Source organism: Capnocytophaga gingivalis (assembly GCF_002302415.1).
GTDB classification, from domain to species: domain Bacteria; phylum Bacteroidota; class Bacteroidia; order Flavobacteriales; family Flavobacteriaceae; genus Capnocytophaga; species Capnocytophaga gingivalis.
The window spans coordinates 369,207-395,701 of record NZ_CP022386.1 but is presented as its reverse complement, the minus strand read 5'-3'; the positions used below and the strand labels follow the sequence as shown (position 1 = coordinate 395,701).

The 26,495-nt window shown below is 38.0% G+C and carries 24 protein-coding genes and 4 pseudogenes; 16 read left to right on the top strand and 12 right to left on the bottom strand.

What is annotated here, in order from left to right; translation table 11 throughout:
• The first annotated feature begins 7 nt into the window (after nt 1-7).
• The 14 genes and pseudogenes from CGC50_RS01905 to CGC50_RS01840 all read left to right on the top strand — a co-directional run bounded on the left by CGC50_RS01905 (nt 8) and on the right by CGC50_RS01840 (nt 9,933).
• Entirely contained in the window at nt 8-775 is a 768-nt protein-coding gene (locus CGC50_RS01905; protein ID WP_095909460.1) for a formylglycine-generating enzyme family protein, read from the top strand.
• An 86-nt stretch (nt 776-861) separates the two neighbouring features.
• Nucleotides 862-1,527: an SCO family protein gene (locus tag CGC50_RS01900; protein WP_198541628.1), complete on the top strand. Its 666-nt coding sequence runs from the start codon at nt 862-864 to the stop codon at nt 1,525-1,527.
• 104 nt (nt 1,528-1,631) lie between these two features.
• Nucleotides 1,632-3,062 carry an L-serine ammonia-lyase gene (locus tag CGC50_RS01895; RefSeq protein WP_095909459.1) on the top strand — a complete coding sequence of 477 codons (1,431 nt, stop codon included), beginning with the start codon at nt 1,632-1,634 and terminating at the stop codon, nt 3,060-3,062.
• A 22-nt stretch (nt 3,063-3,084) separates the two neighbouring features.
• Nucleotides 3,085-3,720 (top strand): endonuclease III domain-containing protein, encoded by a 636-nt coding sequence (locus CGC50_RS01890; protein ID WP_095909458.1) that lies wholly within the window; start codon nt 3,085-3,087, stop codon nt 3,718-3,720.
• A gap of 85 nt (nt 3,721-3,805) precedes the next feature.
• Nucleotides 3,806-4,366, top strand: coding sequence for a hypothetical protein (locus CGC50_RS01885; RefSeq protein WP_095909457.1), 561 nt, complete (start codon nt 3,806-3,808; stop codon nt 4,364-4,366).
• A gap of 61 nt (nt 4,367-4,427) precedes the next feature.
• Nucleotides 4,428-5,318 (top strand): annotated as a pseudogene (locus CGC50_RS01880) (IS1595 family transposase).
• A gap of 55 nt (nt 5,319-5,373) precedes the next feature.
• A complete protein-coding gene (locus CGC50_RS01875; protein WP_095909456.1) occupies nt 5,374-5,823 on the top strand; it encodes a hypothetical protein in 450 nt (149 codons plus the stop codon).
• 84 nt (nt 5,824-5,907) lie between these two features.
• A pseudogene (locus CGC50_RS01870) lies at nt 5,908-6,108 on the top strand (IS1595 family transposase); the annotation flags it as partial.
• Between the two features lie 56 nt (nt 6,109-6,164).
• Nucleotides 6,165-6,683, top strand: a complete 519-nt coding sequence (locus CGC50_RS01865; RefSeq protein WP_095909455.1) for a hypothetical protein — start codon at nt 6,165-6,167, stop codon at nt 6,681-6,683.
• A gap of 25 nt (nt 6,684-6,708) precedes the next feature.
• Nucleotides 6,709-7,158, top strand: coding sequence for a hypothetical protein (locus CGC50_RS01860; protein ID WP_095909454.1), 450 nt, complete (start codon nt 6,709-6,711; stop codon nt 7,156-7,158).
• A gap of 81 nt (nt 7,159-7,239) precedes the next feature.
• Nucleotides 7,240-7,443 (top strand): annotated as a pseudogene (locus CGC50_RS01855) (IS1595 family transposase); the annotation flags it as partial.
• Between the two features lie 65 nt (nt 7,444-7,508).
• Nucleotides 7,509-8,078, top strand: a complete 570-nt coding sequence (locus CGC50_RS01850) for a hypothetical protein (protein ID WP_095909453.1) — start codon at nt 7,509-7,511, stop codon at nt 8,076-8,078.
• A 260-nt stretch (nt 8,079-8,338) separates the two neighbouring features.
• Nucleotides 8,339-9,229, top strand: a complete 891-nt coding sequence (locus tag CGC50_RS01845) for a hypothetical protein (protein ID WP_095909452.1) — start codon at nt 8,339-8,341, stop codon at nt 9,227-9,229.
• 84 nt (nt 9,230-9,313) lie between these two features.
• Nucleotides 9,314-9,933, top strand: a pseudogene (locus CGC50_RS01840) (hypothetical protein).
• 94 nt (nt 9,934-10,027) lie between these two features.
• On the opposite strand, the gene CGC50_RS01835 reads toward CGC50_RS01840, so the two are convergent.
• The 5 genes from CGC50_RS01835 to CGC50_RS01815 form a co-directional block, all read right to left on the bottom strand.
• Nucleotides 10,028-10,804, bottom strand: coding sequence for a zinc ribbon domain-containing protein (locus CGC50_RS01835; protein WP_095909451.1), 777 nt, complete (start codon nt 10,802-10,804; stop codon nt 10,028-10,030).
• Between the two features lie 2 nt (nt 10,805-10,806).
• Nucleotides 10,807-11,901, bottom strand: a complete 1,095-nt coding sequence (locus CGC50_RS01830) for a Nif3-like dinuclear metal center hexameric protein (protein WP_095909450.1) — start codon at nt 11,899-11,901, stop codon at nt 10,807-10,809.
• A gap of 29 nt (nt 11,902-11,930) precedes the next feature.
• Nucleotides 11,931-12,695: a murein L,D-transpeptidase catalytic domain family protein gene (locus CGC50_RS01825; protein ID WP_095909449.1), complete on the bottom strand. Its 765-nt coding sequence runs from the start codon at nt 12,693-12,695 to the stop codon at nt 11,931-11,933.
• Between the two features lie 278 nt (nt 12,696-12,973).
• Nucleotides 12,974-14,212, bottom strand: a complete 1,239-nt coding sequence (locus tag CGC50_RS01820) for a hypothetical protein (protein ID WP_095909448.1) — start codon at nt 14,210-14,212, stop codon at nt 12,974-12,976.
• 212 nt (nt 14,213-14,424) lie between these two features.
• Nucleotides 14,425-15,846, bottom strand: a complete 1,422-nt coding sequence (locus CGC50_RS01815; protein WP_095909447.1) for a S1C family serine protease — start codon at nt 15,844-15,846, stop codon at nt 14,425-14,427.
• Nucleotides 15,847-16,110: 264 nt separating this feature from the next.
• On the opposite strand from CGC50_RS01815, the gene CGC50_RS01810 reads away from it, so the two are divergent.
• Nucleotides 16,111-16,833 carry a FadR/GntR family transcriptional regulator gene (locus tag CGC50_RS01810; RefSeq protein ID WP_002668494.1) on the top strand — a complete coding sequence of 241 codons (723 nt, stop codon included), beginning with the start codon at nt 16,111-16,113 and terminating at the stop codon, nt 16,831-16,833.
• Here CGC50_RS01810 and CGC50_RS01805 read toward each other — a convergent pair.
• From CGC50_RS01805 to CGC50_RS01795, 3 genes are all read right to left on the bottom strand, one after another.
• Nucleotides 16,823-17,635: a class I SAM-dependent methyltransferase gene (locus tag CGC50_RS01805; RefSeq protein WP_232781162.1), complete on the bottom strand. Its 813-nt coding sequence runs from the start codon at nt 17,633-17,635 to the stop codon at nt 16,823-16,825. The two genes, CGC50_RS01810 and CGC50_RS01805, sit on opposite strands and share 11 nt — an antisense overlap.
• 77 nt (nt 17,636-17,712) lie before the next feature.
• The gene (locus CGC50_RS01800) at nt 17,713-18,948 is read right to left on the bottom strand and encodes a hypothetical protein (RefSeq protein ID WP_095909446.1); all 1,236 of its coding nucleotides are present in this window, start codon (nt 18,946-18,948) and stop codon (nt 17,713-17,715) included.
• A 23-nt stretch (nt 18,949-18,971) separates the two neighbouring features.
• Nucleotides 18,972-21,299, bottom strand: coding sequence for a TonB-dependent receptor (locus CGC50_RS01795; RefSeq protein ID WP_095909445.1), 2,328 nt, complete (start codon nt 21,297-21,299; stop codon nt 18,972-18,974).
• A gap of 192 nt (nt 21,300-21,491) precedes the next feature.
• On the opposite strand from CGC50_RS01795, the gene CGC50_RS01790 reads away from it, so the two are divergent.
• Nucleotides 21,492-22,484 carry a helix-turn-helix domain-containing protein gene (locus tag CGC50_RS01790; RefSeq protein ID WP_095911256.1) on the top strand — a complete coding sequence of 331 codons (993 nt, stop codon included), beginning with the start codon at nt 21,492-21,494 and terminating at the stop codon, nt 22,482-22,484.
• Nucleotides 22,485-22,491: 7 nt separating this feature from the next.
• Here CGC50_RS01790 and CGC50_RS01785 read toward each other — a convergent pair whose 3' ends face one another.
• From CGC50_RS01785 to recG, 4 genes are all read right to left on the bottom strand, one after another.
• The gene (locus CGC50_RS01785; protein ID WP_095909444.1) at nt 22,492-22,899 is read right to left on the bottom strand and encodes a hypothetical protein; all 408 of its coding nucleotides are present in this window, start codon (nt 22,897-22,899) and stop codon (nt 22,492-22,494) included.
• 18 nt (nt 22,900-22,917) lie between these two features.
• The gene (locus tag CGC50_RS01780; RefSeq protein ID WP_095909443.1) at nt 22,918-23,151 is read right to left on the bottom strand and encodes a hypothetical protein; all 234 of its coding nucleotides are present in this window, start codon (nt 23,149-23,151) and stop codon (nt 22,918-22,920) included.
• A 146-nt stretch (nt 23,152-23,297) separates the two neighbouring features.
• Nucleotides 23,298-24,248: an acetyl-CoA carboxylase carboxyltransferase subunit alpha gene (locus tag CGC50_RS01775; RefSeq protein WP_002668442.1), complete on the bottom strand. Its 951-nt coding sequence runs from the start codon at nt 24,246-24,248 to the stop codon at nt 23,298-23,300.
• Nucleotides 24,249-24,394: 146 nt separating this feature from the next.
• The gene (recG, locus tag CGC50_RS01770; RefSeq protein WP_198541627.1) at nt 24,395-26,491 is read right to left on the bottom strand and encodes an ATP-dependent DNA helicase RecG; all 2,097 of its coding nucleotides are present in this window, start codon (nt 26,489-26,491) and stop codon (nt 24,395-24,397) included.
• Nucleotides 26,492-26,495 lie beyond the last annotated feature (4 nt).

The following is a 26,495-nucleotide window of genomic DNA, read 5'->3' as shown; positions in this document are numbered from 1 at the left end:
CTCACTTATGAAAAAACGACTATTAGTCTGCTTGCTATTCTTACTTGAGGGCATATATGCACAAGCTCCTACCCCTATGGTAGAGATAAAGGGGGGAAGCTATATCCCTATGTATGGCGTCAAGGAAGGACAGAAAAAGACCAAGGCGGTAAGGGTAGCCTCATTTTTTTTTGATGTATATCCGGTTACCAATGCCCAATATAGAGATTTTTTAGAGAAAAACCCTCAGTGGCAACGCTCCAAGATTAAGGGAATCTTTGCTCAAAAGAGCTACCTTGTTGCTTGGAAAAGTGATTTGGATTTTTCTCCTTTGGATCCTGAGGCTCCTGTGACAAATGTGTCTTGGTTTGCTGCTAAAAAATATTGTGAATGCCAAGGGAAACGCCTTCCTACAATAGATGAATGGGAGTATGCTGCCCGAGCTGATGAGACTTCGGCAGATGCACGTAAGAAGAAAAGCTATTCCGATTATATCACCCATTGGCTACAGACTCCCAACACCTATGCTAACAAAATAGGAAGTACCCAAAAAAACTATTGGGGAGTGTATGATATGCATGGTCTGGTATGGGAGTGGGTGAGTGATTTCAATAGTGTGTTCTTCTCAGGAGAGGCACGCAAGGATAATTTTGGAGATGATGGTCTCTTCTGTGGGGGGAGTGCTCTGAATGCTACGGATCTTACGAACTATGGGGCCTTTATGCGCTATTCCCTTCGAGGCAGCCTCAAGGCTAACTATACTACAAAAAACTTAGGGTTTAGATGCGCAAAATAATGATTAATGTTCAATGATCAATATTTGTGTTTTTTCTCTTAACCCCTTGAAAATAGGTAAAAAATAACAATTAATAATAAACCATTATGAAAAGGTTTTTCCTTTTGGCTATGGGGGTTATATGTCTCCAAGCCTGTAAAAACAATACAACAGATACGGCTAAGGAAGCCGAAACCCCTTCTGAGACGGTAGAGAATACCGCCACAAAATCTCAAAAAGAAGAGGGGGGAGCTACTGAGATTTCGGATCTCTCTATCTATAATCTTCCAGATACTTGGACTACACAGAATGGAAATCAGGTGCAGTGGAAAGATTTCCAAGGGAATGTCCTGGTAGTGGTGATGATTTATACCTCCTGCAAGGCAGCGTGCCCTATCCTTATTGCGGATATGCGTGAGATACGCAAAACAGTAGAGGCATCAGAAGCCCCTCACAAAGAGAAGGTAAAGTATATCTTGGTAAGTATAGATCCTAAGGTAGATACTCCAGAACACCTCAAGAAGTTTGCCCAAGAGAGCCATATGGATGATGACCAATGGGTATTCTTGCGTTCGGATGAAGAAAAGACCCGCGAGTTTGCAGCTGTGTTGGCAGTGAATTACAAGCAGATATCTCCTGTGGATTTTTCCCATTCGAATATTATTAGTGTCTTCAATACAAAAGGAGAACTCGCAGCCCAACAAGAAGGCTTAGGAATAGACCGCAGTAGCATAGTTCAACAAATAAAAGAACAGCTTGAAAAAATCAAGTAATCTCCCTTTTTGAGAATCAGTAGAGATATAAAAAAATAGAGAGAACACTTTAGAAATTGATTATAAATTCGTAACTTTGCGAAAAATAATTTCTGTAAAATTCTATGGAATACGTAAGTGTTTTCGAAATGCTTAAGATAGGGGTAGGCCCCTCCAGTTCCCATACCTTGGGACCTTGGCGTGCTGCAGAAGCTTTCCTAAAGGAGCTAAGGCAAAGACAAATATTAGAAAAGGTACAACATGTGCGTGTGGATCTATATGGTTCTCTTTCACTCACTGGGAAGGGACATGCCACGGACTTAGCTGCTATGTTGGGGCTGAGTGGTACTGATCCTGAATATATACCTGTGGATAGTATCAGTACTATCATAAGTCAGATAGGTAAGGATAAAAAGTTACACTTAGCAGGGGAGCGATTTATTGATTTTGATCCAGCAACAGATGTTGTTTTCAATAAAAAATTTCTTCCATTCCATGCCAATGGGATTACCTTTACCGCAACGGGAGAAGCAATAGAAGACTATGCCTCAACCTTTTACTCCATAGGGGGAGGATTTATCGTTAAAGAAAAATCGGAAGAGGGTGCAGCAGAGAAAAAAGAAGAGCAGAGGTCATTTCCTTACGAGTTCGAATCTGCGAAAGAGCTTCTTGCTCACTGTCAGCGAGAAGAAAAGAATATATCCGATATCATTTTCGAAGATGAAAAGATCCTAAGAGAAGAAGCTAAGATCCATTCGGAGCTACTTCGTATATGGCATACAATGATAGAATGTGCCTATATAGGCTGCCATACCGAAGGGACTCTGCCAGGAGGGCTCAATGTAAGAAGGCGCGCCTTCGATATTCATAAGAAACTCATGGGCGAACATCTGCCCTATACCAATTTCGAAGGATGGCTTGGGGCTATTCGTCAAAAGAAAGTAGATTTTAGAGAAATACTCAAGTGGGTAACCTGTTTTTCCCTTGCTGTCAATGAGGTAAACGCCTCTTTGGGGCGTGTAGTTACAGCGCCTACCAATGGTAGTTCGGGGGTTATTCCTGCCGTATTACTCTACTACTTAGCCATAGATAATCCTCAGGCAGGTGACAGGGAGATAGAGCGTTTTCTGCTTACCTCGGGTATTATAGGAAGTCTCTTCAAAAAAGGGGCTACCATCTCTGCCGCTATGGGAGGTTGTCAGGCTGAGATAGGAGTTTCCTCAGCTATGGCGGCAGCGGGACTATGTGAATTATGGGGAGGTACTCCAGAGCAGGTGATGATTGCCGCTGAGATAGCGATGGAACACCACTTGGGGCTTACCTGTGATCCTATAGGAGGCTTGGTACAAATCCCTTGTATAGAGCGTAATGCCATGGGAGCCATCAAAGCGATCAATGCAGCCGAGCTGGCACTGGATACAGATCCAAAGAATGCCAAAGTACCTTTGGACAAAGTAATTCAGACTATGTGGCAAACAGCCCAGGATATGAATACAAAATACAAAGAAACTTCCGAAGCAGGACTTGCGGTAGCGGTGAGTATGGCCGATTGTTAGCCTATAGAGATACAAAAAGCCTATGAATAAGAAAGAGAAGCTACACTTTATCACCGAGACCTTGGAGGAGCTATATCCAGATCCTCCTATACCCTTGGATCACAAAGATCCATATACCCTACTGATTGCAGTGTTGCTCTCTGCCCAATGTACCGATGCGAGGGTGAACCAGATCACTCCTTTGCTTTTTGCTAAGGCGGACAATCCCTATGATATGATCAAACTTACCCAAGAAGAGATACAAGAGATCATAAGGCCAGTAGGGCTATCCCCTATGAAGTCGCATGGCATCTATCATCTATCGCATATCCTTATAGATAAGTATGGAGGGGAAGTTCCTCAAAGTTTTGAGGCCTTGGAAGCGTTGCCATCGGTGGGACACAAGACAGCCAGTGTGGTGATGAGTACCGCCTTTGGTGTGCCAGCCTTTCCTGTGGATACTCATATACATAGGATGCTTGAGCGCTGGGAAATATCCAATGGTTCCACAGTCGTACAGAGTGAGAAAGATGCTAAGAAATTTTTCCCCAAAAGCAAATGGAATAAGCTTCATTTACAGATTATTTACTATGCACGCGCCTATTCGCCTGCACGCAATTGGGATATCACTAAGGATATTATCACCAGTGGTATAAAAACGGCAAAGAAGAAAAAATAGATTGAGGTGTCAAAATAATTTCATATATTTTCACTCTGAAAATACTTTGACACCTCAATAAATAATTTAATAAAATAATAGATATATGAATAAATTTTTATTTGGAAATAAGAATAATCGCCAGATATGGATAATATTTATTGTAACTAATTTGCTTTATTCATTAATCATTTTTATGAGTATCCCTCATTTGCAAAAACTTTCGCAAGGCTTACCTATATTGGATATTAGGTCAGGCGGCTATACTTTGGAAGAGGTGCAAGCACTATATACAGCCTTAGGAAGTGAGGGGCGAAGTTACTATCTTTTTCCTCAGTTATTTTTTGATATATTTTATCCAGGCCTTTTTGCAGTGACTTATACTTGGATTATCATCAGGCTATTACAACAACTCTCCATACAAAATAAATGGTTAAAAGGTTTGTGTTATTTACCATTGATTACCAGTTTTTTTGATTATTCTGAGAATATCAGTATCTTCATTACTCTCAAAAGTTATCCTGAGTTGTCTCCTACGCTTGTTCAATTGGGGAGTGTCTGCACATTTCTAAAAAACATTAGCGGGATGATGACTTTCAGTGTGATGATTGTACTATTTTTGGTATGGGTTGTAAGGAAATTAAGACAGAATAAAAGCTCAAATTAATAAAGAAAAATTGAGGTGCCAAAATAATTTCATATATTTGCACTCTGAAAATTAATGTATTATGGAATTATTTAAGGGACAAAGCCTCTTAGAGTTTACTGAACGCTTTAAAACAGACTTAGATTGCGAAGAATACTTAGCTTCCATAAAATGGGAAAAAGGGTATTGCTGTCGCAAATGTGGTCATACAAAATACCAAGTCAGAAAAGATTTTTCACGCACTTGTAATATCTGTGGAGATACAGAAAGTCCTACAGCTGGAACACTATTTCATAGACTAAAATTTGGGTTACGTAAAGCATTTTTTATATGTTTTGAAATGACAACTACAACTAAAGGGTTATCAGCCTCACAAGTTGCTCGTCGTTATGAAATTAGTCGTCAGACTGCACATTATTTTATGCAAAAAGTCCGAGAAGCTATGAAATCCAGTGAATCGCACAAAATGAATGATAGCGTTTAGGTTGATGAATTTACCATAGGAGGAAAAGAGGAAGGAAAACAAGGTAGAAGTTATGACACAAAGAAAAAGAAAGTTCTTTGTACGATACAACTTAGTAACCAAGGCAAAGTAAAGCGCTTTTAAGCACTAAAAATATCTGATTTTTCCTCAAAATCATTACGAACAATATTTGACAAACATATTAGTAAAACAGCACAAGTTACTACTGACCAGTGGAAAGGCTATAGACCTATAAAAGACTATAATGTAACTCAAAAACCGAGTAATGACGGAAAGAATTTTCCTACATTACACAAAGTAATACATCAAGTAAAGTCTTGGATACGAGGTATATATTCTTGGGTTTCACAGTTTAATATAGACCGCTATTTAGCGGAATACAGTTTTAGAATTAATCGCTCGCAGAGCAAAGAGACTATCTTTAACAAATTAATAAAAAGAATTGTAGAGGGTTCTCCCGTTTCCCAAAGTCAATTAGTATGTAGCTAAATAGACACCTCAATAAAAAAATATGGATAAGCACAGGAGATAAATTAGAATAAATATGATTGCTTATTATATCACCATAGAAATATTTGGAACAGAGTTATTAATAGATGAAATACTTAAAATATTAGGTAATAAGATTAAGATAGACTCTATCATCCATCCAAATGATATGAATAAAAAAGGTGAAAAATATGGCTTTGGTTGTATTTCTTTATCGCATCCTAAAGTTTATATAGCTGACGATGAATTAGTAGATTATCTTTCTTGGTTATCTGATGTCATAAAAGAGTATTTTGATATTTTCTATACTTTGGGGATGGAAGAGGTTTGGTTTTATACAAACATATACTATACAGATAGTTTTCTCAGCTTAGATTTATTTGATAGTGATTTTTTTAAACAAATAGCTTCTTATAAGAATAAGATATCTATATCTATTCCTATGAACATATATAAAGAAACTGAACAGAAAATTATAAAGAAGTTACGTAATAGACCATATTGAGTTGTTGAAAATATGTATAGCTGAAAACTATAAAAATAATAGACGTTGTTTTACAAAGCTATCAGAAGAGAAAAATAAACAACTTTACATAAGGTAATACATCAAGTAAAGTCTTGGATACGAGGTATATATTCTTGGGTTTCAGAGTTTAATATAGACCGCTATTTGGCTGAGTATAGTTTTAGAATCAATCGCTCACAAAGCAAAGAGACTATCTTTAACAAATTAATAAAAAGAATTGTAGAGGGTTCTCCCGTTTCCCAAAGTCAATTAGTATGTAGCTAAATAGACATCTCAATAAAAAAAATATGGATAAACACAGGAGATAAATTAGAATAAATATGATTGCTTATTATATCACCATAGATATATTTGGAACAGAGTTATTAATAGATGAAATACTTAAAATATTAGGTAATAAGATTAAGATAGGGAATATCATCCATCCAAATGATAAGAACCCTAAAACAGGTGAAAAATATGGCTTTGGTTGTATTTCTTTATCGCATCCTAAAGTTTATATAGATGACGATGAATTAAAATATAAGTTTGGTTGTATTGGTTTATCGCATCCTAAAGTTTATACAGATGAAGATGAATTCGTATATTATCTTTCTTGGTTATCTGATTTCATAAAAGAGTATTTTGATATTTTCTATACTTTGGGGATGGAAAAGGCTTGTTTTGTTATAAACATATACTATACAAATAGTTTTCTCAGCTTAGAGTTATTTGATAGTGATTTTTTTAAACAAATAGCTTCTTATAAGATATCTATATCTATTCCTATGAACATATATGAAGTAACTGAACAGGAAATTATAGAGATGTTTCGTACTAATAAAAAAATATATGGATAAACACAGGAGATAAATTAGAATAAATATGATTGCTTATTATATCACCATAGATATATTTGGAACAGAGTTATTAATAGATGAAATACTTAAAATATTAGGTAATAAGATTAAGATAGACTCTATCATCCATCCAAATGATATGAATAAAAAAGGTGAAAAATATGACTTTGGTTGTATTTCTTTATCGCATCCTAAAGTTTATATAGCTGACGATGAATTAGTAGATTATCTTTCTTGGTTATCTGATGTCATAAAAGAGTATTTTGATATTTTCTATACTTTGGGGATGGAAGAGGTTTGGTTTTATACAAACATATACTATACAGATAGTTTTCTCAGCTTAGATTTATTTGATAGTGATTTTTTTAAACAAATAGCTTCTTATAAGAATAAGATATCTATATCTATTCCTATGAACATATATAAAGAAACTGAACAGGAAATTATAGAGATGTTACGTGAAAGACCATATTGAGTTGTTGAAAATATGTATAGCTGAAAACTATAAAAATAATAGACGTTGTTTTACAAAGCTATCAGAAGAGAAAAATAAACAACTTTACATAAGGTAATACATCAAGTAAAGTCTTGGATACGAGGTATATATTCTTGGGTTTCAGAGTTTGATATAGACCGCTATTTAGCTGAGTATAGTTTTAGAATCAATCGCTCACAGAGCAAAGAGATTATCTTTAACAAATTAATAAAAAGAATTGTAGAACGTTCTCCAGTTTCCCAAAGTCAATTAGTATGTAACTAAATAGACACCTCAATAAATATTTAATCCACGAAGGATTTTCGTATGAATTTAAATTAGATTAACTTATGAAAAAATTACTTTTAATTGTCATGGTGGCGGCTCACTTTGTGGCTTTTGGACAAAAGAAGAAAAAATCTATTCCTCCACCACCTGAAAAAATTACCAAACAAAAAGTGCAAAAATCTCCTTACCAAAGGATTTTTGAAGATAATAGGATGCTTGCTTTTCAATGGGAGATGGAAGTAAAGGATTCTATTATTATCGCTAATGAAGACAGGATGATTTATAAAATCTATCTTGAATTTCATTCGGATAAAGAATTTAGCTCTTACAAAAAGCAACCTCATATTTCTGCTCTGAAAGTAATTTACTCTGTAGAAAAAGGAGCTAAATTGGATAAAAACCTTACCCCTCGTACGCATTATTTTGATTTAGTGGATTATCCATGGATTTCTGAATCCGTTAAAATTGTTGGCGATAATGTAGAACTAACAAATGATGAAACGAAAGAAAAGCAAATTTTTAAGATTTTTTTAGATAAGGACAAGAAAAATATCATTAAGCTCCAAGATTCGAAAACAAAGAAGGAGTTCTTCCCAACGGAGGATTTTTATACTCCAGCTGTTAGTATATAGGTTTTTAATAGAAAAAGAATGAGTAATAAAAAAAGTATTTGTATTATTCAGTTTAGTGATAGGGCTTTCTGTAAAGGCTCAAATCACGGTGAGAGGTGTGGTTTCGATGAGAAATGAAGGTAGAAACTATTGAACTGTGGTATACCATTTAATGAAAAGAATTGTAGAACGTTCTCCCGTTTTCCAAAGTCAATTAGTATGTAGCTAAATAGATGCCTCAATTGAATAAATTAGGAATGAATTCAAAATAGTATATAAAAATGTATAAATATATAGATTTTTCCCCTTTTGGTAATTCTGCCATAGAATTAGAATTTAAATGTAATGAATGTCATAATACTATAAAAACTGAGCAATTTGGTTTACCGCACCCAAATTATATGGCTGAGAAGGCTAGTGATTCCTATGTTGATAGAGAAGAATTTGTAATTTGTGAAAATTGTCAGAAAGAATTTATTATTGACATTAATGTCGGATATGCTGATGCTTATGTTTCGATAATAGGATTAAAAGAAGAAAATGAAGTAATAATTACAGAAATACCAGATTATTATATGGATGAACAAATAAATTCTTTTTTGTATTCAGAAAATCCATACTCTAATTTTATTGATGAAATGCACAAATTAAAAGAATTAAATAAACTATCGCTTAATAATAATGAATTAGAAAAGACATTAAAAAGACAGATATATTCAAGTACTATTACTTGTCTTGAAGATTATCTTTCAACAACATTAATTAATAATGTGCTAAATGATAATATTTTATTTAGGAAGTTCGTAGAAACATATGAAAATTTTAAAAAAGAAAAATTTTCTTTAAATCAGATATTTATAAAACGCGAACAATTAGAAAGTAAAGTAAAAGAACATCTTTTAGGAATTATATATCATAATTTACACATTGTAAAAGGTATTTATGAAACAACTTTTGACATTAAATTTCCAGACATTAATGAAGTTATGAAGATAGTCATTAATAGACATCATATGGTTCATAGGAATGGAAAAGATAAAGATGGTAATGAAATTATATTAGATATTAATAATGTAAATGATGTTATTTATAAAGTAGAAGAATTTATTAAAAAAATAAACTTATTATTAACTAATAATATAAATAAAGAAGATGATGAAGTTCCTTGGTAGTTGTTTATTAATTTCTATTAATTTTATTATTTATTGAGGTGTCAAAATAATTTCATATATTTACACTCTGAAAATTAATGTATTATGGAATTATTTAAGGGACAAAGCCTCTTATAGTTTACTGAACGCTTTAAAACAGACTTAGATTGCGAAGAATACTTAGCTTCCATAAAATGGGAAAAAGGGTATTGTTGCCGTAAATGCGGACATACAAAATACCAAGTTCGCAAAGATTTTTCACGCACTTGCAATATCTGTGGAGATACAGAAAGTCCTACAGCTGGAACACTATTTCATAGACTAAAATTTGGGTTACGTAAAGCATTTTATATATGTTTTGAAATGACAACAACAACTAAAGGGTTATCAGCCTCACAAGTTGCTCGTCGTTATGAAATTAGTCGTCAGACTGCACATTATTTTATGCAAAAAGTCCGTGAAGCTATGAAATCCAGTGAATCGCACAAAATGAATGATAGCGTTTAGGTTGATGAATTTACCATAGGAGGAAAAGAGGAAGGAAAACAAGGTAGAAGCTATGAGATATATATTCTTGGGTGTCAGAATTTAACATAGACCGATATTTAGCGGAATACAGTTTTAGAATTAATCGCTCACAAAATAAAGATACTATCTTTAACAAATTAATAAAAAGAATTGTAGAACGTTCTCCCGTTTCCCAAAGTCAATTAGTTTGTAATTAAATAGACACCTCAAAAAATAGAAAAATGAAAAAAGGCTAAAAGTGAGAAACTTTTAGCCTTTTCTAATGAAAAAGATTGGTTTTAAGCAATTTGTTTACATAGCTTGGAAGAATTCTTCCATTTTTTCTTTTTCTTCACGAGCCAAATCAGGGTCAATAAGGATACGGCCACTGTGCTCATCGGTAATAATCTTCTTGCGGGTAGAGATTTCTACCTGTACTTGAGGAGGGATGACAAAGAAAGATCCTCCAGAAGCACCACGTTCTACAGCTACGATAGCTAAGCGATTTACCACACTATTTCTGATACGCTGATAGGCACTAAGCAAGCGAGGCTCTATCTGAGAAGAGATTTCCAAGGATTTCTTCAAAAGAGTTTCCTCATCTTTTTGAGTTTCTTCAAGGATAGAGGAGAGCTCTTCCTTCTTATGTTGTAAGTGTTTTTTACGCTCTTCTAATTGGTCTTTTATCTTAGCAATAGAGAGTTTTTTCTGTTCTATCTCTGCTTTGAATTCCTTCAAATGTTTTTCAGCTAATTGGATTTCGAGCTCTTGGAACTCAATTTCCTTAGATATAGCATTGAACTCACGGTTGTTGCGAACATTTTTTTGTTGTTCGGCATATTTCTTGATAAGTCCTTTGCTCTCTTCGATGAGATTTTTCTTGGTAGAAATGTCAACATTTATCTTGTCAATATCATTGACAAGACGTTCCGCACGGCTTTCTAATCCAGCTACTTCATCCTCCAAATCTTCTACTTCTAAGGGGAGTTCGCCGCGTACGTTTCTTAGTTCATCTATCTTACAATCAATAAGTTGTAAGGCGTATAAGGTTCTTAGTTTGTCCTCTACGGATACTTCTTTTTTTGTCATAACTATAAATAGTTGATAGGATTTGTATTTGTATTCGCTAAATAAAATGCAAAGATAGGAAATTTTTTCGTAAGTTGTTCCCATAAAAGCATTTTTGTGAATTGTTCACTTTCATAATGTCCAATATCAGCCAAAAGTATCCTACCTTCGGCTTTAAAAAACTCATGATATTTGACATCAGCTGTGATATACGCATCACACCCAGCCTTCAGGCAAGCTCCAATAGCCGAAGCTCCACTTCCCCCTAAGACGGCTACTTTCTGTATTTTCTTTCCTAAGAAGGGAGAGTGCCTGATACAAGAGGTTTGCATACGTTGCTTTACATACAAGATGAAATCCTTTTCCTCCATAGGCGAGGGGAGTAGGCCAATCATACCCAAACCAATATGTTGGTGTTCGTTCTCCAAAGAAAGAATCTCATAAGCCACCTCCTCGTACGGATGATGCGTAAAGAGTGCTTGCAACATTTTGGTTCTTAGATGCTTGGGAAATATGATAGAGATGCGAGTTTCTTCCTCTTGGTGGAATACCCCTCTTTCCCCAATAGTAGGATGGCTGTGCTGGTTGCCCTGATAAGTACCTACCCCCTGTAGGTTAAAGCTACAATGAGAGTAATTACCTATATTGCCTCCTCCTGCTTCAAAAAGTTTTTCCCTCAGTGCTTGGGCATGCTCAGAAGGAACATAAGTTATCAATTGCTCAATAGTATGAGGCTGAGGAAGGAGAATTTTTCTCTCAGAGAGAGCTAATTGGTCACAGATACGAGCATTGACTCCCCAGAAAGAATTATCTAAGGCTGTGTGTAGAGAATAGATAGCTATATGGTGCTCAATAGCCTTAATTACAGCGCGCTCTACATAAGTTTTTCCTGTAAGGCTTTTAAGCCCACTGAAGATAATAGGATGAAAACTTACAATAAGGTTACAATCCCTTTGGATAGCTTCCTCAACCACTTCTTCCAAGGTGTCCAAGGTGATAAGTGCCCCCCTGAAAGGCTCTTGAGCATTTCCTACTAATAGTCCTACATTGTCAAAACTCTCTGCATAGTCAAGTGGAGCTAAAGTCTCCAAGTACTGGATGACATCTTGTATTTTCATTTGTTAGATAAAGAATTAGTCCTATCTTTTTAGAAAGTATTATTTTTGGTAAGGTTACTTACCTTGAGATATTTGGAAGAAGCGAGATACCTTTTGTTGGTATAATAAGCGAATACCATAGTCCCTTCTTTGATAGTTTCAATCACCTGTTTGTAGATGTCAGTAGGGAGTACTGGACATCCCAAGCTACGCCCATAGCGTCCATTTTTTTGAAAAAAATCCTCATTCATATAATCGGCAGTGTGGATAACAATCCCACGCTTATAAGCATTAGAATTGTAATTGCGTTCATCTCCGTAGAGCTTAAGGCTAAAACCTGCATCCCCATTGTAAGTTCTGCCTGTAACATAGAAGCCTAAGCTACTCTTGTGAGATTCATTTTCATTGGAAAAATAAGTAGAGGAAGACATCCCAGTCTTTTTTCCATGGGCTACATAAGTGTAATAGAGAATTTTTTTAGCCTCCAAGTCAATAGTATAGAAACGTTTTTTATCGCTATCCTTTGTAAAATCAATGATAGATAACAAGCGTTTTTCATTGAGTTTGTTCTTTAGCTTCATGTTTTGATATCCTATGTATGCATACCGAAAGGCCTTAAAATCAAGATTGTGTTCGCTCCCCTTGATATCGATATATAAGCGCTTGATAGCATACTCGAAATTGTCATGAGGGGCAAAGAGACTGTCCTTGATAATCTCAGTAATCTTGGGGGAGATAGGTTTGGATGCCTGACTATAAGAAGAAAAAGAAGCCAAACAAAAAGAAATGAGACAAAAATAGACAAAATTTTTCATATTGGATAAAGAAACTTATTGATAACGAGGCAAAATTCCGAAAAACTATGGAAATATACAAATGTATTTTATGTTAATCTGTTAATAAGTTTTTGGTATGTTGATAATTAATAAATAACTTAAATTAATAAATAACTAAAAATGAATTAATTATATTTTAAAACAACAATAAAGATGCAGTAAAACAGATAACAAACTTTAACTTTCCAAAACAAAACTTTAACTTACGTAAGATTAAAGAGTTTTAGAAAGTATTCAGTTTATAATAAGTGTTAAAGTTATTTTTTAGAAAATATTTGGTCGGAGGATGTGTGTGTTTTTCTAAAAATGATATAGCACCAATTTCCTACTGCTATAAAGAAAAGAGTGCTGAAAACCACTAAAAGAATAGGGTAATTATTCGGGAGGAACCACTGGGCATAGATGGCTATACCCTTGTAGGTGATTAGGGTTTCAGTACCTATAAAAGCAGTAGTGTAGAGAGAGAGACTCCACCAAGGGAAGCGTATATACAAGTTCCTGCTTAGGAAATGGAGCACCCCAAAGGCAATGACACCTAAAAAAGTAAAGTGTAAGTAGCTGATGATAAACTCTCTATTGGGGAGAATCACTTGAGCAATCCAAGGGAAAGATCCTAAGAACATTAGGAGTGTTTTTATAGCCCATAACAATAGGAAGGCTTTCATGAGGAAAGCGGGTTTTTCCAATTGGTTATAAGCTTTATAAATCTCGAAAACACTGATCAGGAGTAGGAATCCAGATATATTGCCAATAATATATAGCAAAGGATGATCAAAGAAGCCTACCCAGGATAGGGTTACAGACCCTATAGTACCTAAGATAAAGCAATAGAAAGCCTTATAGAGTTGCTTGCTAATCAATAGACTTTTGTGTTCGATTTCCCCTACCAGAAGGCTCAAGATTACGGCTAAGAACCAGCCATTATACTGGAAGTGTAGGAAAAAATATAGGGCACTATTGTACCAATCTCCCTTGCCTGTCTTGACAATCGCCACAGGGAGCAACCAGATACCGATACTTGATACTACCAAAAAATAGATCCCCCAGCGGACAAAGCGCAGGGATAAGGGACGTTCACATACAGGCTCTACACTCTTGGAAAGGGTAAAGCGCAAATGGACGAACTTTTTACTCCTTTTGAGGAAAAATATGCTGAAGGCATAAGTACAGAGTACAAAAAGAGAAGAAAAGATAATAGAATATAGGTAATACCCGCCAAAAGGGAAAGTAAAAAGCATTCCTAAAATGGTCACTTGGGTACAGAGAAATAGAATACGATAGGGCTTTCTGTCTTCTTCTTTGAGGAAATATTGACAGATGAGAGAAGTGAGTATAGTATATATCCAGCCTAATAGTCCCACATGAGAATGCGAATGTGTTACATGACGGACATTGAAAAAAGCGTCCGTAACGTAAGACATCCTAAGGGAAAAACCCAGTAGTACGGTGATGATAAAGTATAGAAAAGCCCACTGAATATCTTTGCGAGTATTCATAGATAATATCTCTGTAGTAACAGAGGGCAAAGTTAGAAATTAATTATGAAATAACAACCTTTAGAAATACTAAAATTTTAGGTGCTAAGGGGAGTGCTTTTTTATCTGTACCCAGTTAAAGTCTAAAAAAAATAGTCTGCCTAAGAGAAGGCAGACTACTTAACACTAATAAAAATCAAACTTTAAAGGTATGAATATAAATAAATATACTTTTATAAGAAATAGCGTTCTTTTTCACCATTTTTGTTTTGTACAATGATGGCATAGCGCTGTGATTTGCTGTTCTCAAGGATACTCTTGGCACTATCAATATCTTTTACTTCTTTTCCATTGATAGAAATTAGTACTTTTCCGTCCAAATTAATTCCATTTTCTGCATACAGAGGACTTGTTTTGGTTATTTTGACTCCTTCTTTTAGTTTGAAATCCTTTTTATCCTTGTCAGAAAGGTTTTTGATAATAATACCTAAGTCATTGGCTATGAAGGAATCATTTTTCTGGAGCTTTACAGTGATTTCTTTTTCTTTACCATCCCTGAGAACTACGATATTGACATTGTCATTAGGTCTTTTGGTATTGATATGTCCGCTAAGGTCAGAGAAAGAACGAATCTTGATGTTGTCCATCTGAGTGATGATATCTCCTTTTTTGATTCCCGCCTTCTCAGCACCAGAACCATCTTCTACACTATCGATATAGAAACCTTCAGTTTGTTTGGTTTTGAGTTTTTCGGCTGTCTCAGAATTGAGCTCTGTACCCGCAATACCCAAGACACCACGCTGTACATTCCCGTATTCGATAAGGTCTTCTACTACCTTCTTGGCTATATTGCTTGGTACAGCAAAAGAATAACCCACGAAGGTACCTGTATTGGCAGAAGCAATTGCTGTATTGATACCGATAAGATCCCCATTGAGATTCACGAGTGCTCCCCCACTATTTCCAGAATTGACAGCAGCATCTGTTTGTATATAAGACTCTATCTTTCCGTTGTACTGGTTGCCTAAGTTTCTTGCTTTGGCACTGATAATCCCTGCTGTAACGGTAGAGGTAAGGTTAAAAGGATTCCCTACGGCCAATACCCATTCGCCAATCTGAGTATTATCTGAATCGGCAAAAGAAAGGAAAGGCAACTTTTCAGGAGCTTTTATCTTGAGTAAAGCAATATCAGAACTGCTATCAGAACCAATGATTTCTGCCTTGTACGTTTGGTTGTTATTTAAGGTTACTTGTACAGAAGAAGCCCCATTGATCACATGGTTATTAGTAACAATATATCCATCCGGAGAGATAATCACTCCAGAACCTGTTCCAGCCAATCTTTCCTTGCCTCCTTGCTGAGGAGTGTTTCCACTGAAGAGGTCAAAGATAGAGGTGATCTCTGGCGCTATGGTCATATTCTTTACGTGGACAACACTGTTGACAGTCTTCTTGGACGCATTGATAAAGCTATTCTCATCAAAGTTGAAGTTGGCTACTTGACGGAAATTTGTCTGAGCCACATGAGTACTATCTCCTTGAGAAGAGAAAGAAAAAGTACTATTCTCTTGATTTTTAGTAATAAAATGATAGCCACCTAAGGCAATAGCTCCGCCCATAATAGCGGAAATAACTGATGTAAAATATTTTTTCATATCTAAAATCTTAAAATAATTAATAATATCTATTTTTTTAACTCTAAAAATACGAATAATGCTTATCAAAAACAATGCCAAAAAGAATAGGATTAAAAAATTAACAAGAATTTAATGCATCTTCTAATTTAGTTCATTGATATTCTTATCAATAGCTTTTGGGTAGGAAGAATAGAGGAGGAAATAAAAATGTCAGTTATATTGGTCAGGTAGAAAAAAAATTGTAATTTTGTACCAAATAAATATAAGTAATTCGACTCTCTTATGAAGCCATTAAAGGAGAAAACAACTGCTTCAGAGAATGATTCCTTAGTAGATAGGGTAGAGAAGCATATTATTGAGTATATTAAGGAGAATGCGCTAAAGGCTGGAGATGCACTGCCTAAGGAATTGGAATTTGCCGAGACCTTAGGAGTGAGCCGTACAGCGATAAGAGAAGCCATGCTACGACTTAGGACTTTAGGCTTGGTAGAATCTCGCAAGCACAGAGGGATGGTCATTCTGGAGCCTGATTTGGTACACAATTTTGAAAAGATGCTCGACCCTGCTTTGGTAGATGTAGGGCGACTTTCGAACCTCTTCGAGCTTAGGCTGATGCTGGAAGTAGGTATGGCAGACTTTGTATTTGCTCGTAAGACCCCTCGACAACTTAAGGACTTGGAGGATATAGTAAAAAACTCAGAAGAGCAGCGCTGTGATAGTTTTAATTTCTCTATAGAAGAGGAACGACAATTTCATGGAAAACTGTATGAGATGGCAGGGAATGATATTTTGAAAAAATTTCAGGATGTCTTTATGCCTATTTTCCAATATGTACATGATCTGAATCGTTATCAAGCCGCTTATATACTCCCCGAAGGGGGCAAACAAGTTACCCACCGAGACCTCTTAGAAGAACTCAAACAAGGTACTCCTTTTTCTTTCAGAGAGCTTATGAGAGAGCATCTCAATGCACACTATATCAAAGTATTGGGGATTAGTTACTAATCCCTAATACTACTACTCGCTGATTGAACCTTTTATAAAAATAGGGAATTTTGTAGAGCATTCTAAAGATAAAAGGATAACGCCCTCGGTTGTAATCACTCATAAAGTATTCTCTTTCTACATGTAGGGCAGGGTGCCATTGCTCAAGTGTGTGACTATCCCGCTCACTCCACTTGAACTCAGGTCGTTGTTTCTTGTCCATTGTGCTGAGAGAGTCATGATTCTTGGCATGCCCAACAAGGCTGTAAGCCAACATATCAAAAAGGACTGTTGCTTTTGGAAGTCTCTGGCAGAGAGATAGAAAAAAGGCTTTTACTTCTTCTGGATCGAAATACATCAGTACTCCTTCTATAAGGATAAGAATAGGCTTTGTATGTGCTTTGATCTGTTCTACCCACTCCATATCAAAGAGAGAAAGAGCTATAAAACTACGCTTATCATTCTCTTGAAAAAAATCTTTGCGTAACTGAATCACTTCAGGGAGATCAAGTTCGTACCAATGGGTAACCTCAGGGCATCCTAAGCGTTCGTAACGTGCATCGAGTCCAGCACCCAGCTGGATTACCACTGCATCGGGATGAATGGAGAGGAAAGTTTGGGTTTCCTTGTCAATAAGGCTTGCCCTAAGACAGACCCCTGCTTGGCTGAATTTGGAGCGACTGAACTTAGAAAAATCATAGTCTATCAGGGGGAGCATCTCTTCTGCCTTCTTGTCAATGAGAAAGGGAGGGGAGTAGTGGCGTTCCTCAGCTTTTGCCCATAAGGTAATGAGCATGGTTTCGGGAATTTTGTCTAATTTCATGATCTAAGGGTTATAGAATTATAGAGATATAGGGTTTTAGTTGTAGTTTTATTCTTCTAAAACCCTAAATTGATTTCTTACTCAAAAGCATAGAAATAAGCGGGGTTTCCCTGAGTGCTAAGGACTTGTTGCACAGCTCCTGTAGTGGGGTCAAAGGAGAACAGCCCTACCTTATCGGTTCCAAAAGCAGCAAATATAACCTTATCCTTCATCTTGGTAATGAATACACTATGCCCATCGGTAAGGGGAATACCATCTATCTTTTTGATAGTTTTAGACTTAAGGTCAACTAAGATAGCCAAAGCACTCTTGGAGGTATAAGGATTTTCGGTATAGAGTTCGCGAATACCTACATAAGCGACGACTTTGTCGTTACCTATATATTGTGTAGCTAAGATTGTGGAGGCCTTATGCTCGTATCCTTCAATGGCAGTGGTGGAGATATCCCAAGACTTATTGGTGTCAAACTCAGTAGCACCCTTAGGAATACAGATAAAGCCACACTTGGTGTTATTAGGGTTGAAACCAAAATATCCTACTGTAGCGGCATAGAGGTCACCAGCTTCGTTGGTGAAGAGCATACCACTACATTGCGACATAGGACGTGTAGGGAAAGTAAGACCTGTAGCCTTTTCAGAGACTATTTTCTCTACCTTATCAGTTTGAATATCGATAATAGCTATATCACTCTGTTGATAGTCAGTATAGGGTTGCCAGCCTTGTCCGGAATCTACTTGGTTTAGGCATAGGTAGTATTTGCCATCACGGATAAGCCCCATGGCAGGTTCAGGATTGGTATCTCCATGAGCATATTGGTTTAGAGCAATTTCTCCTGTTTTCTCCATAGTTTTAGGATTGATAATCCATACTACCCCTTGACCATAGAGTGGTAAGTAAGCCTTGGAATCACTTACTTTTTCGAGGTGTCCTATCATAGAAGCCGCAGGTGCAGGAAGGTTTGCTCCTTTGGTGAGCTTTTTAGTGGCTGGGTCATAGTTCCATCGGGTAGTTCCTCCGACTCCTTTCATAGTATCAAAGAGATAGACATCATAGCCTACTACTTGTACAGAGGAGCCAAATTCTATTTGTTCTCCTTGAGAATTATTTATACTTCCCTCAAGTTTGTCAGAGAGCTGTATATAGGAGCTTCCACTCATACCATCCTCATTTTTTACAGAGGTTTCTAATAGATACTTACCACTACTTTTACTTATAGTAGGGACTTGTGTTTGGTTTGCATTGTTGTCATCTTTCTTACAAGAGACAGTCAGCAGAGCAAGGGTGCATGTGGTTAAGAAAAATTTTGAATACATGATAATATGATTTTTAGTTGATTTTAGAATATAACACGGAGTTTTATCCCTCCGTTGATCCCAGGGAGGGGACGATTGAACTCGGTGAGTACTTTTTGGTCGGTAAGATTACGTATTTTTCCTGAGATAAAGAGTTTGTTGTTGAGAAAACTATGCTCAAAGCCCAAATCAAAGGTTGTGCTACGAGGAATACGACGCTTATCGAGCTGGGTCATCTCGAAATCATAGAAATATTCTTCTACAAAAGCATAATCCAAGAAAAGACGAGTATTCTGTCCGTTGCCGCCAAAAAGGTTTTCTCGGTGGAACTCCAAGCCTATATTGCCCATGAGATAAGGGATATTAGGCATACGCTTGTCTTTGGTAGGATTGGGTATAGTGCTGGCAGGCTCATAGTCGCGTATGTCCCTGAGGTCTTGATAGGTGGTATTCACATAAGCATAGAGGGAGGGAAGAATGTCCGCTTTGGCTTCGAACTCGACTCCTATGGTGCGCATTTCCCCGAAGTTTTGATACTGAGCTCCTATAAGTCCTGCAGTATAGCGGATCATATCCTTCAGATGCATATAGAAAAGATTCAGTTCGATTTGAGCATTGCTTGGGTGCTTGCCTATCAGATCCAGTAGACAGCCCACATTGATATTGGTATTGCGCTCAGGGAGCAAATCTCCACTGGGGACAATAGCAATCCCATCGCCTAAGAGTTCGCTCTCGGTAGGGATACGGACATCATGCCCTACGGATAGTTTTCCCATAAAGGACGGGAGAAAACGATAACGCAAGGCATCACTGATTCCAAAGCTGCTTTTGTTCAAATCTACATTGTACTGACCAGGAACAAAGAGGGGTGCCCTCTGGGTATGCATGGTATAGAGATAGTAGCGCGCTGTAAGGGAGTTGAGGAAGACATCATCGGAAGTACGGAAATCATACGTTAGCCCACTGACCCAGCTGAGCATGTGAGAATCAAAATTCACTTGCTTACCCAGACTTTGCTTCTTGAGTTCGTCCTTAGGGGTACCTTTGGCAATAGAGAGTACTGTATTGAAATTCAAGGAGTGGTTTTGATTGATCAGATACTCCAAGTTAGTCTTATTGACAAAAGAAAACTTTCGATCATCGGAATCCGAAGGGAAATTGTAGCCCACTTCACCCCCATAGCGTGAGGGAGTAGGGTAGGAGGAACCGTCCCATTCGTAGCGACGAGTGGCCTTATCTATAAAGTTCATTTGGGTAAGTACCAAGCCATTGAGCATATCAAAATTCAGCCCATCCAACAAAAAATGGTCTTTTGTTAGCTTGGTTGCCAATCCTGTCATAAGTGAATGGCTATGTGCCTCACGGATATCATACTCTATCCCTTGAATTTCTTTGTAAGTTTTGACCACAACAGGCTCTACTTCTACCTCATCAAACCACCATTTATGAGCTTTAAAACTTCCCCCTACTAGTATTTTCTGGTATTTATCATGATTACGAGTGATATATAAGCCCTTGCGGTAAGGAGATTCAAAAGTATAGTTGTTATCAGCGGTAGTATAACTACCACCAACCCCAAAGGTAAGTCCTTTTTCCTTGAGGTTGCGCTTGAATACCGCTTGTAGCTTGTGTGTATTGAAGGACTCTAGCCCATAGCTTAGATCAGCATATTTTTCAGGATATTCACGAATGACGATATTGACCGCCCCACCAAGAGAGGAACCACCGAAGCGGGCAGGTACTACTCCTTTATAGATCTCGATACGGTCAATCATATCCACAGGAATATCATTGATGTCAATATAATCTGTCTGTTCGCTCAAAGGGAGTTCGTCTATAAAAAAACCGATACGCTTGCCTTCCAAGCCACGTACAGAAAGGCGAGAGGAACTTCCTACCCCGCCTGAGGAGCGGATGGTAACCCCCACGGTCTTAATCAATATGTCCTGTACGCTGCTCACAGTACCCCGTATATTGGATAGGTCAATTACAGTAACAGGCATGGCTTCCTCTTTTTTCTGGTGAGCAATAGTCTTGGCAGTGAAGACCATTTCTCCGATTTCTTGCTTTTCTTCCTTTAGGGATACACTCAGGTGTGTTTGTTCAGTAATATTAATCCTTTTGCTTACACTCTGATAGCCAAGATAATAGAAAGATACAGTGTAACTGCCTAAGGGCAGGTTGTGTATCTGATAGAATCCTTTATCATCTGTAGTGGTACCTTTGTTCAAGTCCTTGATGATGATTTCAGCATTGATCAGGGGCTCTCCAGTGCTCTTATCAAGTACTTTTCCAGAGAGAACTCCTTTGTTTTGGGCTATCAGAGTCGGAGAAAATAGTAAAAATAGATAGAAAATCTTTTTGAATAACATAAGTTTATCTCTTTGATTGATGGTGTTTTAGATATTTTTGTTTTGTTAAAAAGGGAAATAGATTTGTCAGTATCAGGAAAATTATTTATTTTTGTTCTAAATTACTAATAAAGTTGAGCAAACTTACGTTTTTTGTTTTTATTCTATTTTAATCTCAATAGCAAAGATTTTAATCTCAATAGCAAAAATAAGATGAAGCGATTATCAATATTAGATATGCAGGAGCTGAGCGTAGCGCAAGTAGAGGTTCCACTCATAAAGAGTGAACAGGAGATGGAGGCTTATTATGGCAGGCTTCAGAATAAGATAGGGACATTCATCACCCAAGGGAAAGAAATAGGACAGCATACCTATTATAATTGGACAGCACAAGTAAATGACAATTATTCTTTTGAAGGACGTATGGCCATTCCCTCAGTACGTTTTTATTTTGTAACGAAGTCCCAGAAAGGAATATTTGTAGATATAAATGGGCAACTTTTTTCCTCCAAACAAGGAGGGCATAATCTTTTCTTCTGCAAGGAAGAATGCTTAGGAAGGGATATTTTTCTCAAAAATGATACCTTGGAAGTGATTACCATAGCTGTAAGCGAGGCAGAATTTTCCCAAATGGCAGAAAAATATCCTGATACCTTTAAGAATATCTATGAAAGATACCAAAAAGGAGGGAATTTTTTGCTCAATAATAGGGGTAGCTTCTGTACTTCTATGCAGATGCAGGCTATTTTGCAGCAATTAGACAATACTCAGCTCTTGGGTAAGGCCGCAGGTGCTTATGCCGATCTTAAGGTATTGGAATTATTCTTGTTGCAGCTTCAGCAAATGGAGGTACAAAAGTACCAAGCCTATCAGTACTGTAAGACCCATACCGATATAGACAAGATACATGAAGTAAGTGAGATGATTGTCAGTGATTTGCTACATACCCCCTCTATCAGTGAGTTGGCTCGGGAAGTGGGAATGAATGAGAAAAAACTCTGCTATGGGTTTAAGGAAGTTTTTGGCAATACCATTTTTGGTTATTTGTATGATTATAAGATGAACTTAGCCCAACAGCTATTATTATATACAGATAAGTCCATCAGTGAAATAGCCTTTCAGTGTGGATATGAGTACCTTTCACACTTTTCTACAGCTTTCAAGCGTAAGTTTGGCATGACTCCGCAGGGGGTAAGGGGGCAATAAATAGAACCTACCGGTATCCTCCCACTAAGAAGGTAAGTCGAATAAAGGTGATAACAGTATCAGCCTCAATAGTCAGGGGAGCGTCCAAGGTTTTAACTTCTTCATCATTGATAAAAACAGTAAAAAGCCCATCGGTAAATGCCAATAATGCCGTATCAAGAGCTGTGTCTAAGTCAGCCAGAGTCCTATTCTCTTTTTCTCCAAAGGTGATTTTCCCTCCTTGGGCTTGCTCGCCTATCTCTAGGGGAGAGAGGAAGGGTAGGAGAGAGGTTTCCTCCCGTGACGCATTGAAGCGTTCCACCTCGCTCCTCACACACTCGGTGATGAGTTCCCTCAGGGTGTGGGGAGTGTGAGCCAAAGTTACCTCTACTAAGTGTACTTTCTTCTTGCCTAATCTCTTTAGCTGTATTTGCATACTATAAATATAACGGAGTTATAGTTGTCGGATTCCTTTGAGGAAAATCCAACGCATCAGTAGGACTTCCTTTCCCTCTTGCTCAAAAGCAGCAAAGCGGGGAGAGAGTAAGATAGAGAGAATCCCAGTAATTGCAAAAGTTACCGCATAGGAAAGCTCAGGAAAAAAATAGAGAATCCCTAAGCGAATAAGGATAAACAAGGCTCCAAAACAAAGAAAATTGAAGAGGAAAGCTCGTACTTTAGCCGACATAGAGTAAGGTATTTTAGGTTAGCATCTTCTGCCGTGAGGGCAGGCAAATCCTTGGAAAGCGCCACAGCTGCTCGCCAATAGCCCTATACTTAGGGCTATACATACAATCTTAAACCAATTTTTCATTCTTATAATTGCTGCAATTTTTATTTGTAGACACCATAACTGGTGTATTTGTCCATTCTCTTTTCGATAAGTTTCTCCACTGAGAGTTTGGAGAGTTTTTTAAAGGTATCCTCAATAGCTTTCTTGACACTTTCGAAGACTGCTTCTCGGTCGCGATGCGCACCGCCAAGAGGTTCTTTGATAATTTCGTCGATAAGGCCATTGTCTTTCATATCCTTAGCGGTGAGTTTGAGGGCATCAGCGGCACGCTCCTTGTACTCCCAAGTACGCCAAAGGATCGAAGAGCAAGATTCAGGAGAAATTACGGAATACCAAGTATTCTCCAGCATAAATACCTTGTCACCCACCCCTATACCGAGTGCACCTCCAGAGGCACCTTCGCCTATGATAAAGACAATGATAGGCACTTGCAAGCGCGCCATTTCTAATAAGTTGCGTGCGATAGCCTCTCCCTGACCTCTTTCCTCAGCTTCTATACCAGGGTAAGCACCAGGGGTATCAATAAAGGTAACTACAGGGATATTGAATTTCTCGGCAGATTTCATCAGGCGTAAAGCCTTGCGATATCCCTCAGGGTTAGGCATCCCAAAGTTACGATACTGGCGACTTTTGGTATTATTCCCTTTTTGTTGGCCTATAAACATATAGGATTGGTCTCCTATTTTTCCTAAGCCTCCGATCATGGCCTTATCGTCTCCTACAGTACGGTCACCATGGAGTTCCAAGAAAGTATCTCCACAGAGCGCCTTGATATAATCAAGAGCATAAGGGCGGTCAATATGTCGGGATACCTGTACACGCTGCCATGGAGTAAGGTTCTCATAGATCTCTTTTTTTACCTGTTCTAAGCGCTTGGTAAGCTTCTTACAAGTGTCAGAGACATCTACATTACTTTCATTTCCAAGGGCAATACATTTATCTAATTGTTCTTCGAGTTCCTTGATAGGTTGCTCAAAATCTAAATATTCCATATTCTTTAAGTTTGAAAGAAAGTAGCAATAAAAGCTACACTATTAGCGGTGCAAAAGTACGTATTTTTTTCGAAAAAAGCAATAATTAAGTTTTGAGTTTTAAGTTTTAAGTTTTGAGTTAGTCATTAATCATTGATCATTAACCATTAACTGATTAGGTTCCATATTCCCTTATTCTTTTTGAGCATATTCAGGGTATGGGCTACCTGCAGGTGGGCGGGGTCAGTCAGTTCAGGGTCTACACGGATAAGGTCAGTGGCATAGTCACGAGCTACCTTCAGTAACTGGCTGTCCTTGACAAGGTCAGCTATTTTCAGAGAGAGCACTCCACTCTGCTGCCTACCCATGAGGTCGCCAGGGCCTCGTAGCTTCAGATCTACTTCTGCGATTTGGAAGCCATCACAAGTGGCCACCATGGTCTCCATACGTGTACGAGAGTCATGACTGAGCTTGACATCGGTCATCAGGATACAATAGCTCTGCTCAGCCCCTCGTCCTACCCGTCCTCTCAATTGGTGTAACTGAGAGAGTCCAAAGCGCTCAGCACTCTCTATAAGCATAACCGAAGCATTGGGAACATTGACTCCTACTTCTATCACAGTAGTGGCGACCATAATCTGCGCTTTACCTTCTACAAAAAGCTGCATCTGAGCTTCCTTTTCTTCAGGTTTTAGCTGCCCATGTACCATTGCTATAGTGTACTTAGGGGGTGGAAAAGCACTACAGAGCTGCTGGTATCCTTCGGAAAGATTCTTAAAAGACAGCGCTTCTGATTCTTCAATCAGAGGGTACACCACATATACCTGTCGTCCCTTAGCAATCTGATCATGAAGAAACTGGTATACCTTAGCCCTATGGGTATCATATTGGTGCAATGTCTGTATAGGTTTTCTGCCAGGAGGAAGTTCGTCGATAACCGAGACATCCAAATCCCCATAGAGGCTCATAGCCAAGGTGCGAGGAATAGGAGTGGCCGACATGATTAGCACATGAGGAGGTAGAGCATTCTTGTGCCAGAGCTTAGAGCGCTGTTCTACACCAAAACGATGTTGTTCGTCTATGATAGAAAGGCCTAAGTTATGGAACTTGACCTTGTCCTCCAGTAAGGCGTGGGTACCTATGACAATCTGTAGTTGCCCATTTTCCAGTTCTTCGAGAATCTTCCTGCGCTCCTTGGTTTTTGTGCTACCAGTCAGTAGAGCGGGCTGGATATCCATGGGGGCAAGTAGAGAAGCTATGGACTGATAATGCTGTTGCGCAAGAATTTCCGTAGGAGCCATCAGGCAGGCCTGGTATTGATTATCCAAAGCTAAGAGCATGGCAAAAAGCGCTACGATTGTCTTCCCAGCTCCTACATCTCCCTGTAGAAGGCGGTTCATCTGTGCTCCTGTAGCCATATCGCTACGTATCTCCTTGATAACCCGTTTCTGAGCATTGGTCAGAGGGAAGGGAAGGTGCTTATGGTAGAAGGTGTTAAAATAATCCCCTACCAAAGGAAAGGGATATCCTTTTAGCTTTTTGTTGAGATAGTTTTTCTGGATTAGTTGTAGCTGTATATAGAAGAGCTCTTCTAACTTCAGGCGGAACTGAGCTTTGGATAGAAGTTCTTGTGACTGAGGAAAATGTATCTGAAAGAGTGCTTCTCCCTTAGGAAGTAGTCGCAAGGAGGTAAGTAGCTGAGGAGGGAGTGTTTCGAAAAAATTCTTGCCAACCTCCTGAAAGAGCGATTCTATGAGCTTGCGCATCACCTTTTGAGTGATTCCTTTTTTGGTGAGCTTCTCTGTAGAAGGATATACCGCTTGTATATTTCCCTGAAGGGAATGCTGATGCTCCTCAAGTGTTTCCATCTCAGGATGTGCCATGGAGAATACCCCAGCGAAGGGGGTACATTTGCCAAAAATCACATAAGGAACATTTAGGAGCAAGTGATCTTTGAGCCATTGAGAAGGACGAAACCACACCAATTCCATGTTGCCAGTCCCATCGGTAAAGGTAGCCACCAAGCGCTGTTGAGCTTTGGTTTTTCCCTCGACCGTTTTCAGGTGAATGATACGCCCGACGACCTGAACCTCGGTTGTGGTTTCTCTCAGATCTTGTATTTTGTAATACTGTGTTTTGTCAATATATCGCGTAGGAAACAGATGTAGCAAATCTTGAAAATTAGCCACTTGAAGTTCACTCTTGAGCAAGAGTGCTCGCTGAGGGCCTACTCCTCTTAAGTATTCAATAGGTGTCTCCAGCATACGA

Excerpts from the sequence above, each read along its gene's own strand:
- CGC50_RS01905 (WP_095909460.1), top strand. The coding sequence starts at position 8 with ATGAAAAAACGACTATTAGTCTGCTTGCTATTCTTACTTGAGGGCATA.
- CGC50_RS01900 (WP_198541628.1), top strand. The coding sequence starts at position 862 with ATGAAAAGGTTTTTCCTTTTGGCTATGGGGGTTATATGTCTCCAAGCC.
- CGC50_RS01895 (WP_095909459.1), top strand. The coding sequence starts at position 1,632 with ATGGAATACGTAAGTGTTTTCGAAATGCTTAAGATAGGGGTAGGCCCC.
- CGC50_RS01890 (WP_095909458.1), top strand. The coding sequence starts at position 3,085 with ATGAATAAGAAAGAGAAGCTACACTTTATCACCGAGACCTTGGAGGAG.
- CGC50_RS01885 (WP_095909457.1), top strand. The coding sequence starts at position 3,806 with ATGAATAAATTTTTATTTGGAAATAAGAATAATCGCCAGATATGGATA.
- CGC50_RS01875 (WP_095909456.1), top strand. The coding sequence starts at position 5,374 with ATGATTGCTTATTATATCACCATAGAAATATTTGGAACAGAGTTATTA.
- CGC50_RS01865 (WP_095909455.1), top strand. The coding sequence starts at position 6,165 with ATGATTGCTTATTATATCACCATAGATATATTTGGAACAGAGTTATTA.
- CGC50_RS01860 (WP_095909454.1), top strand. The coding sequence starts at position 6,709 with ATGATTGCTTATTATATCACCATAGATATATTTGGAACAGAGTTATTA.
- CGC50_RS01850 (WP_095909453.1), top strand. The coding sequence starts at position 7,509 with ATGAAAAAATTACTTTTAATTGTCATGGTGGCGGCTCACTTTGTGGCT.
- CGC50_RS01845 (WP_095909452.1), top strand. The coding sequence starts at position 8,339 with ATGTATAAATATATAGATTTTTCCCCTTTTGGTAATTCTGCCATAGAA.
- CGC50_RS01835 (WP_095909451.1), bottom strand. The coding sequence starts at position 10,804 with ATGACAAAAAAAGAAGTATCCGTAGAGGACAAACTAAGAACCTTATAC.
- CGC50_RS01830 (WP_095909450.1), bottom strand. The coding sequence starts at position 11,901 with ATGAAAATACAAGATGTCATCCAGTACTTGGAGACTTTAGCTCCACTT.
- CGC50_RS01825 (WP_095909449.1), bottom strand. The coding sequence starts at position 12,695 with ATGAAAAATTTTGTCTATTTTTGTCTCATTTCTTTTTGTTTGGCTTCT.
- CGC50_RS01820 (WP_095909448.1), bottom strand. The coding sequence starts at position 14,212 with ATGAATACTCGCAAAGATATTCAGTGGGCTTTTCTATACTTTATCATC.
- CGC50_RS01815 (WP_095909447.1), bottom strand. The coding sequence starts at position 15,846 with ATGAAAAAATATTTTACATCAGTTATTTCCGCTATTATGGGCGGAGCT.
- CGC50_RS01810 (WP_002668494.1), top strand. The coding sequence starts at position 16,111 with ATGAAGCCATTAAAGGAGAAAACAACTGCTTCAGAGAATGATTCCTTA.
- CGC50_RS01805 (WP_232781162.1), bottom strand. The coding sequence starts at position 17,635 with ATGAAATTAGACAAAATTCCCGAAACCATGCTCATTACCTTATGGGCA.
- CGC50_RS01800 (WP_095909446.1), bottom strand. The coding sequence starts at position 18,948 with ATGTATTCAAAATTTTTCTTAACCACATGCACCCTTGCTCTGCTGACT.
- CGC50_RS01795 (WP_095909445.1), bottom strand. The coding sequence starts at position 21,299 with ATGTTATTCAAAAAGATTTTCTATCTATTTTTACTATTTTCTCCGACT.
- CGC50_RS01790 (WP_095911256.1), top strand. The coding sequence starts at position 21,492 with ATGAAGCGATTATCAATATTAGATATGCAGGAGCTGAGCGTAGCGCAA.
- CGC50_RS01785 (WP_095909444.1), bottom strand. The coding sequence starts at position 22,899 with ATGCAAATACAGCTAAAGAGATTAGGCAAGAAGAAAGTACACTTAGTA.
- CGC50_RS01780 (WP_095909443.1), bottom strand. The coding sequence starts at position 23,151 with ATGTCGGCTAAAGTACGAGCTTTCCTCTTCAATTTTCTTTGTTTTGGA.
- CGC50_RS01775 (WP_002668442.1), bottom strand. The coding sequence starts at position 24,248 with ATGGAATATTTAGATTTTGAGCAACCTATCAAGGAACTCGAAGAACAA.
- recG (WP_198541627.1), bottom strand. The coding sequence starts at position 26,491 with ATGCTGGAGACACCTATTGAATACTTAAGAGGAGTAGGCCCTCAGCGA.